Origin of the sequence: uncultured Acinetobacter sp. (assembly GCF_947624825.1) — a bacterium.
Classification (GTDB): domain Bacteria; phylum Pseudomonadota; class Gammaproteobacteria; order Pseudomonadales; family Moraxellaceae; genus Acinetobacter.
Window position 1 is genome coordinate 1 of sequence record NZ_CANQLZ010000077.1, and the last position, 8,449, is coordinate 8,449.

Sequence of the window (8,449 nt, forward strand, 5' to 3'; positions counted from 1 at the left end):
TCATTAAATCTAGTTAAATTTTCATATTTCATGGGACTAGTATAAACAATTTTTTACTTTCGCAAGAGGTCTATTAATTATTTAATTATTCTTCTAAATAATAAAAAAATTATTTTATGCAAAAAAAGAGAGGGATTAAACCTCTCTTTTTTATTTTAAGTTTTAAGCAGGAATACGTAACACTTGCCCAGGATAAATATCATCGGCATCTTTGAGTAATGGGCGATTAGCCTCAAAAATCTTATTATACTGATTGGCATCGCCATAATATTGCTTAGCAATCTTAGACAAGTTATCACCAGATTGCACTGTATAAAATTGACTCTCAGGTGCAGGTTCAGCAACTGTCATTTGATCATCGACTTGCGCTACATGATCGACGTTGCCTACCGCAAGCACAATTTTTTCTTTATCAGCTTGGCTTTTAACTTGTCCTTTAATGGTGGCTAAATCGGAGGCACCATTATAAGTGATCGATAAGCCCTCGACTCCTAAGCCCAAACTTTTCACTAAACCCAATAATTGGTTAGCCACTTCTTGTGCAGAAGGTTCACTTGGCTCAGCATGCTGTGGCTGTGGTTGTGGTTCTGCTGTATTCTTTTTACCAATACCTTTAATAAAATCAAATAAACCCATGTGTTACTCCAATTGTTATTGTTGGTTGTAATGTGCTTTATTTTTATACTCAAAATTGCCCAAGCATAATGCTAGTGTTTGGTAGTAATCGGTTAAGTTATGTAAATAAAAAAACCACTCAAATGAGTGGCTTTTTTTAAGCAAATGCTTAAATCAGCAATTAACCAAGTTTCTTAGAAACATAGTCAATAGCAGATTGTACAGTTGTGATTTCGTTAGAATCTTCATCAGGAATTGTGATGTCAAAATCGTTTTCGAAAGACATTACAAGTTCAACTAAGTCTAAAGAGTCAGCACCTAAATCATCCATAAAAGATGCTTCGTTTTTGATGTCTTCAACTTTGATACCAAGTTGTTCTGCAACTGCTTGTTTTACGCGTAGTTCGATATCGCTCACAGGAATTCTCCTCAATGCTTTGTAGCGTTTTTAATTTGCGGTTAAGTGTAATTGAATCTTGTCAAATTTGAAAGTTTATCCATGAATCAATTAATTCATGTACAAACCACCATTGACATGGAGTACGTTACCAGTAATGTAACTTGCCTGATCAGAAGCCAAGAAACTTACTGCATTCGCAATATCTTGTGGCTCACCTAAACGGTTAAGTGCCACTTGATCACTCATTTTCTTACGAATTTCTTCACTGAGCTGCTCAGTCATTTCAGTTGCAATAAAGCCCGGTGCCACAGAGTTCACCGTAATTTGACGGCTGCCCATTTCTTTGGCAAGACTGCGGCTAAATGCTTCCATACCCGCTTTTGCAGCTGAGTAGTTTGACTGACCTGGGTTGGCAAAATGTGCAACCACAGAGCTAATATTAATAATGCGACCGAAACGCGCTTTGGTCATGCCTTTAAGCACACGTTTTGATAGACGATAAACAGCTTTTAAATGAATATTGAGGATATCATCCCAATCATCTTCAGACATACGTAACAAAAGGTTGTCTTTCGTGATACCTGCATTGTTCACTAAAATTAATACCGAACCAAAATTTTGTTCAATATCTGTGACCAAAGCATCAATCGCAGCGCCATCACGTACATCAAGTACGCGACCTGCACCGTTGTCGCCAAATTGTGCGGTTAATTTTTCTGCGCCACTTTCAGAGGTGGCTGTACCTACAACAAAAAAACCATCTTGAATGAGTTTTTCTGCAATTGCAGCGCCAATCCCACGGCTTGCACCGGTAACTAAGGCAATTTTACGCTCTTGTGTCATGCAACTTTCCCTTCTGCCACTAAAACGGCGTTTAATGCATCTTCAATTCGCGCTTGAGTATCAAGCGGAAGTGCTTTTTCTATATTTGGTAAGCGTTTAGCAAGATTGGTCAAGACATTGCCCGGACCACATTCTGCAAGATAATGAATACCGGCTTGCTCAAAAACCTGCATGGTCTTGGTCCATTGCACCGACTCATATAACTGCGCTGTAAGTGCCTGACGTAACTCTGCAATCGATGCCGCTGCACTGGCATTGACATTTTGTATAACAGGAATACGTGGTAGTTCAATGGCAGTTTGTGCCAGGGCATCAGCAAACTTTTCAGCTGCAGGTTTCATCAATGAACAATGCGACGGCACAGATACCGGTAAGGCAATCGCTTTACCTGAATTCTCTTTGACCAATGCAATTAAAGCATCTACTGCAGCTTTAGTACCGGCTACCACCACCTGACCATTGGAGTTATAGTTAGCAGCTTCAACTGAACCTAAATCTTGTGCAGAAATTTGTGCACACAATTCAACAACTTTGGCATCTTCAAAGCCTAAAATTGCCGCCATTGCGCCTACACCTTGTGGTACAGCAGCTTGCATTAATTGACCACGTAAGTGCACCAATTTTGCCGCATCAGCTAAATTTAAGCTCTCAGCTGCCACCAAAGCACTGTATTCACCGAGTGAATGACCCGCTAAAAATTTAGGTGCTACACCACCTAACTGTAACCATAAGCGCCAAAGTGCAATACTTGCCGTCAATAACACAGGTTGGGTGTATTGGGTGTCGTTAATGCCTTCACCGCTTTGAGCAATGTGCCAAAGATCAAAACCCAATGCATCTGAAGCTTCTTGGAAGGTCTCTTGGATCACAGGGAATTGGGCAGCTAAATCCGCAAGCATGCCTGCTTTTTGTGAACCCTGACCAGGGAAAACAAATGCAGTTTGAGATGCTTGAGCGGCTTGATCAAGTCGATTTACCGACATAGAAAAATCCTTTCATGTTGTTTTTAGCTTAGATGGACGCGAATTTAACACTTAAAAAAGGCTTTGGTAATTGCCAAATACAACAAAAATAGGCACAAAAAAAGGGAGCTTAACGCTCCCATTTTTTCCACTAAGCTCAAAGCTTAATGCATCAACAATTATTCAGCAGATGCTTTAGCGAATAATTGACGACCACGGTAGATACCATCTTTAGATACGTGGTGACGACGGTGAGTCTCGCCAGTAGCTTGGTCTACAGTTAATGCATTCTCGGTTAAAGCGTCATGTGAACGGCGCATGTCACGGCGAGAGCGACTTTTACGGTTTTGCTGAACGGCCATGATGGCTCCTTACAAATATCGAAAAAATGGATCAGAACAAATTCAGTTGTCTTAACCAAATAGTATAACACGATTTAGTTAAGTTTACCTTTCAAACTTGACAAAACATCAAACGGATTATCACGTTTTTCTTCGACAATCTCTTGAATGGCAGGTTGGTGCTGATGTTCGCAAGCATCATGCTTAGGCGACAACGGCAACAACAATAACAATTCATCTTCTATCAGTGCCAGTAAATCAGCGGTCGCAGGTGCATCGTATGAACCTTTGGTCGTTGCTTCACTTTCACCTAAAACGATGAAATCAGCATCCTCATCCAAGCGCTCTATCAGTGACTCATCATCGAATAAAGCTAAATGAAAATCTAAAACAAGAGGAATCTCAACGGCTTCCAAACAACGTTGGCACTCCATTGGGACTTTTGTTTCAACACTGCCATCTAACCAAACAATGCGATGATACGCATCCATTGATAGCTTACAGTCTATGTTAATCAATTGATCATCAATTGATCCAACAGCTTCACGGGCAATACGAACAAAACGCGACAATGGCAGATGACCTGACCATGTAAAGCCTTGTTCAGCCCATTTAAACGGCTCAATCTGTGCCGGAAAGGTATTTGCTGACATAATTAAGGCGGCAATTCTACAAATTCATAAGTACTCTGTCAAAGATTAAGATACAATTTTGCACTTATTCAGACAGATCATTTGGGTAATACAAGTCATGCAGCAGTTGCAATTGCAGCCTGAAGTCACAACTTCATTACAGTTAAACTCTCCTACTCGTTCAAGTTCGACTGATTCCGTAGACCGCGTGCAACTCGCACCTTGGATTCATCTGCAAACTGAAGCTCAACAGGTAGATTGGCTTATCTTACACTTTAATCACTGGTTTTCCCACTTAAATGTGTGTTTAGTCAAAGGTGATTTTGAACCAGAATATTTCCCTGAAACATCAGATAGTTATGCAGAAATTCAATTTGCACATGGCTTTTTTAACAGTGCTTTACATGAAATTAGTCATTGGACCATTGCAGGGGATGCACGGCGCAAACTACCGGATTTAGGCTATTGGTACGCACCCGATGGCAGAACACAACAGCAACAAGCACTGTTTGAGCAGGTTGAAATTAAGCCACAAGCCATTGAATGGATGTTTGCCAAAGCCTTTAATCGCAAGTTTCGGGTGTCTTTAGATAATTTAACCGGCGATGGTGGTGACGGCAGTCACTTTAAAGACAATGTATATGCACAAGTGCAGCGTTATTTGAGTGGTGAGGCCAAATTACCACGTGATGCAGCACACTTTATTGAATGCATTTGTTTGTGTACCCGAGGTGGCAAAAGCTTACAAAGTACAGAATTTTTACGTAGCGACCTCGATTAAAACAATCTGATGCTAGCGACCGACCTGCTTTCACGCGCATAATGGATACCATTCCCTGCTCGCCGTTTAAAATGCGGCTGCTTGATAAACACAACAATATTGGGAGAAACCTATGCTGCATCTTCGAATTCATCCTGACAACCCACAGCCACGTTTAATCAGCCAAGCGGTTGAACGCATTCGTGCCGGCGACGTGGTGGTTTATCCCACTGACGCCGCTTATGCCATTGGCTGTCAAATTGGTAACAAAGCCGCGATGGAACGCATTGCGCAAATTCGTCAACTCGATGCCAAGCATCAGTATGCGATTTTATGTTGCGATTTATCCGACATTGCCACCTACGCTCGGGTAGACAATGCTATGTACCGTTTACTCAAAAACAATACCCCTGCCATCAGCACTTTTATTTTACCCGCCACCAGCGAAGTACCTAAGCGGTTAATGCATCCTAAAAAGAAAACCATTGGCTTACGCATTCCAACCAATCCGATTTGCCAATTGTTGCTCAAAGAATTAGGCGAGCCTTTACTCACGTCCACCTTAATTTTACCCGGTCAAAGCGAGCCTTTAGATGACCCCTATGAGATTGAGATGCAGATCGGCAAACGTATTGATGTATTAATTGATGGTGGCTTTGGCACACTCACCACCACTAGCGTAATTGATTTGTCCGGTGATTATCCGGTGGTGCTGCGTCAGGGCGCCGGTGATGTGTCTGCCTTTGAATAAGCTTAAATCTCATCTTGAGATAAATTGCTGATTTTTACAGCGCTTTTTAATTTAGAAGCCACTTTAAATTACTATAAACATCACACAAATACAGATTCGCGATTTATTTCGTCACTTTTTACAGATTTGCCCGTGGAAATAATTTCTTCATGGGCACTTTTGCTTTACACTAGGCATATTCTTGTATTTTGTTATTTCAACCTCCCTTTTTGTTGAAATAATGTTTTCATGCCTTTGAAAATTCGCGTGGCTTATAACTGTAATGAATCCATCTGTCCAACCTGCTTTGGTACATCAGTCGCACATCCGCGTTTTGGATGAGTGGCAAGAGACGATTCCTGAGGATTTATATATTCCTCCTGCTGCATTTGAAATCTTGCTTGAGCATTTCGAAGGACCACTCGACTTTTTAATTTATTTGATTCAAAAAAACGGTTTTAATTTACTACAACTTGATATTGCCCCAATTGCCAATCAATACCTGTCTTATATTGAAAGTATGAAAAGCTTAAATATTGAGCTGACTGCTGATTATTTAGTGATGGCGGCATTACTTGCCGATTTAAAATCACGTTTATTGCTACCAAAAGCCAGTAAAATCCATTTAGAAAAAGACCCTAAACCAGATTTAGTCGAACGTTTAGAAACCTATTTAAGTATTAAACAAGCAGCAGAACGCTTAGGCGGTATGTCGGTGTTAGAGCGCGACACTTTCCCCGCCCATATTGGCAAATCCGAAAGTTTAGATGACCTGATGCAAGGGTTTTCAGCTACTGCCTTACGTGATGCCATGTTGTGTGTTTTTACGCGCCCTGAACCGATTATCCATGAAGTGAAACCCGAAGCTGTGTTGCTAGAAGAGCGTATGGCGTTTATTGAGCAAAAACTCGCTTTGGGTCAAGTACTTAAATTTGAAGAAATATTGCTCGCTCGGCAAGGACGTATGGGGATGGTGGTGAGTTTTATGGCCATTCTTGAATTGATCCGTCAGCAAAAATTGCAGATTGTACAAGATGGTGCAACTGCAAGCTTACAGATTCAAGGGTGCAAGCCATGAGTGAAATTGACCAACAGCCAGACCTTTTACTGTCGCTTGAAGCCTTAATTTTTGCAAGTGATACCCCAATGTCTGTGGCGCGTTTACAACAAGCCCTTGGCAATACATATTCTAGCGCTGATATTCGTCAGCATTTACAACAACTTGCTGTGTTACAACACGGCCGATCGATTGAACTTGTTGAAACTGCACAAGGTTTCCGTTTTCAGGTACGTGCTCAGTATCAACCGATCATTACACAAGCATGGCCAGAACGACCAATTCGTCTGTCACCATCTTTGCTCGAAATACTTGCTGTGATTGCTTATCATCAACCAGTGACCCGAGCTGATATTGAACAAATTCGTGGAGTGTCAAATAATAGCCAAGTATTACGCACATTATTTGATTGGAACTGGATCAAAGAGTCTGGTTTTCGTGAACTCCCTGGTAAACCGGCGTTGTTGGTTACGACGCCTCAATTTTTAAATGCATTTGGTCTAAATTCCTTAGATCAATTGCCTCCCCTACAGGATGCCAAGGAAGCTTTTATGGCACTTAATGTTCCGGCATTAAGCGCATAAATAGGTGGACTGTTGTGATAATTTCTAAGGTTATGCTGTCATGAGTGAAAAATTGCAAAAGGTACTGGCACGTGTTGGTTTGGGTTCTCGCCGTTATATGGAAGAAGTCATTGCCGCAGGTCGTGTAAGTGTCAACGGTCAAGTGGCCCAAGTCGGTGAACGTATTGAGCCAACCGATGAGCTTCGTATCGATGGTCGTAAGGTGCAGTTCCAAATCGAAGATGAAATTCGTCGTCGTGTGTTAATTTACTACAAACCAGAAGGCGAAATTTGTTCGCGTAACGACCCTGAAAAGCGTCCGACCGTATTTGACAATTTACCAAGCTTAGCGGGCGATCGTTGGGTAATGGTCGGTCGTCTTGATATTAACTCAACCGGTTTGTTGTTGTTCACTAACGATGGTGAATTGGCCAATCGCTTAATGCATCCGTCTAACGAAATTGAGCGTGAATACGCGGTTCGTGTCATGGGTGAAGTCACGCCACAACTTAAAAACAACATGCTCAAAGGCGTGGTGTTAGATGACGGTCCTGCAAAATTTGAATCGTTCTCTGAAATTGGCGGTGAAGGGATTAACCGTTGGTATCAAGTAGTAGTAAAAGAAGGTCGTAACCGTGAAGTACGTCGTATCTTTGAATCACAAGGTTTAAAAGTCAGCCGTTTATTACGTACCCGTTATGGCACGGTAATTTTACCGCGTGAATTACGTACTGGTCGTTGGATTGAACTTGATAAAAACGATATCGACAACTTAACCAAGTCAGTGGAATTAAAACCACGTCAAGGTACCGGTCTATACGGTATGGCAAAACGCCGTACCGAACGTATGCAAGATAAACCACTCAATGCACGTCGTGGCGGTTTCTTACGTCAACAACGCCGTGACAATGATCCAACTGCAACACCATCTATTCCACCGCGTGAGCGTGGCGAACGTCGTGATGATCGTCGTGACCGTGATGATGCCGGTCGTAAACCATCTGGTTTAAACCGTGGCTTTAAAAAGTTCTAAGCTTTAAGCCATAAAAAAAAGCCGCATATTGCGGCTTTTTTTATTACATTTGTGATTGAATATAGTTAGGTAAACCAATCAATTCAATTAAACGTAGTTGTTTTTCTAACCAATACGTATGGTCTTCTTCGGTGTCTGACATTTGCTGACGCAATAAATCACGAGTAATGTAATCGCCTTTGTCTTCACACAGTTTTACACCTGTAGCCAATTTTTCACGTACTTCGTACTCAAGTGCTAAATCAGCTTTTAAGCACGTTAATACATCTGTACCGACATTAATGTCTTCACGTTGCATATTTGGCGTACCTTCTAAAAATAAGACACGACGAATAATGGCATCAGCATGCTGTGCTTCTTCTTGCATTTCATGATCAATACGTTCGAAGATTTTAGTTAAGCCCCAATCTTCATACATACGTGAATGAATTAAATATTGGTCACGCGCTGCAAGTTCGCCGCCAATTAACATATTTAAGTACTCAACAACTTCTGGATTGCCACGCATAACCT

General features: G+C 41.4%; 12 protein-coding genes. 5 read left to right on the forward strand and 7 right to left on the reverse strand.

Annotated features, from left to right (window positions below; all coding sequences use genetic code 11):
• Positions 1–162: 162 nt before the first annotated feature.
• The 6 genes from lysM to Q0017_RS12495 all read right to left on the reverse strand — a co-directional run bounded on the left by lysM (position 163) and on the right by Q0017_RS12495 (position 3,814).
• Positions 163–636 carry a peptidoglycan-binding protein LysM gene (lysM, locus tag Q0017_RS12470; RefSeq protein ID WP_298147345.1) on the reverse strand — a complete coding sequence of 158 codons (474 nt, stop codon included), beginning with the start codon at positions 634–636 and terminating at the stop codon, positions 163–165.
• Positions 637–796: 160 nt separating this feature from the next.
• A complete protein-coding gene (acpP, locus tag Q0017_RS12475) occupies positions 797–1,033 on the reverse strand; it encodes an acyl carrier protein (protein WP_122899152.1) in 237 nt (78 codons plus the stop codon).
• Positions 1,034–1,123: 90 nt separating this feature from the next.
• Entirely contained in the window at positions 1,124–1,858 is a 735-nt protein-coding gene (fabG, locus tag Q0017_RS12480) for a 3-oxoacyl-ACP reductase FabG (RefSeq protein WP_298147347.1), read from the reverse strand.
• A complete protein-coding gene (fabD, locus tag Q0017_RS12485; RefSeq protein WP_298147350.1) occupies positions 1,855–2,841 on the reverse strand; it encodes an ACP S-malonyltransferase in 987 nt (328 codons plus the stop codon). The genes fabG and fabD overlap by 4 nt, the downstream gene beginning before the upstream one ends.
• A 158-nt stretch (positions 2,842–2,999) precedes the next feature.
• Positions 3,000–3,182: a 50S ribosomal protein L32 gene (rpmF, locus tag Q0017_RS12490; protein ID WP_004279227.1), complete on the reverse strand. Its 183-nt coding sequence runs from the start codon at positions 3,180–3,182 to the stop codon at positions 3,000–3,002.
• Between the two features lie 74 nt (positions 3,183–3,256).
• Positions 3,257–3,814, reverse strand: coding sequence for a DUF177 domain-containing protein (locus Q0017_RS12495; protein ID WP_297428470.1), 558 nt, complete (start codon positions 3,812–3,814; stop codon positions 3,257–3,259).
• Positions 3,815–3,911: 97 nt separating this feature from the next.
• On the opposite strand from Q0017_RS12495, the gene Q0017_RS12500 reads away from it, so the two are divergent.
• The 5 genes from Q0017_RS12500 to rluB all read left to right on the forward strand — a co-directional run bounded on the left by Q0017_RS12500 (position 3,912) and on the right by rluB (position 7,936).
• A complete protein-coding gene (locus tag Q0017_RS12500) occupies positions 3,912–4,574 on the forward strand; it encodes an elongation factor P hydroxylase (protein ID WP_298147353.1) in 663 nt (220 codons plus the stop codon).
• A 112-nt stretch (positions 4,575–4,686) separates the two neighbouring features.
• A complete protein-coding gene (locus Q0017_RS12505; protein ID WP_298147356.1) occupies positions 4,687–5,304 on the forward strand; it encodes an L-threonylcarbamoyladenylate synthase in 618 nt (205 codons plus the stop codon).
• Positions 5,305–5,566: 262 nt separating this feature from the next.
• The gene (locus Q0017_RS12510; protein WP_298147359.1) at positions 5,567–6,361 is read left to right on the forward strand and encodes a ScpA family protein; all 795 of its coding nucleotides are present in this window, start codon (positions 5,567–5,569) and stop codon (positions 6,359–6,361) included.
• Positions 6,358–6,924, forward strand: coding sequence for an SMC-Scp complex subunit ScpB (gene scpB, locus Q0017_RS12515; protein ID WP_298147362.1), 567 nt, complete (start codon positions 6,358–6,360; stop codon positions 6,922–6,924). Before Q0017_RS12510 ends, scpB begins: the two co-directional genes overlap by 4 nt.
• Positions 6,925–6,964: 40 nt before the next feature.
• A complete protein-coding gene (gene rluB, locus Q0017_RS12520; RefSeq protein ID WP_298147365.1) occupies positions 6,965–7,936 on the forward strand; it encodes a 23S rRNA pseudouridine(2605) synthase RluB in 972 nt (323 codons plus the stop codon).
• A gap of 43 nt (positions 7,937–7,979) precedes the next feature.
• On the opposite strand, the gene bfr is transcribed toward rluB, so the two are convergent.
• Complete coding sequence (bfr, locus tag Q0017_RS12525) at positions 7,980–8,444, reverse strand: bacterioferritin (RefSeq protein WP_297428486.1); 465 nt, start codon at positions 8,442–8,444, stop codon at positions 7,980–7,982.
• Positions 8,445–8,449: the final 5 nt, after the last annotated feature.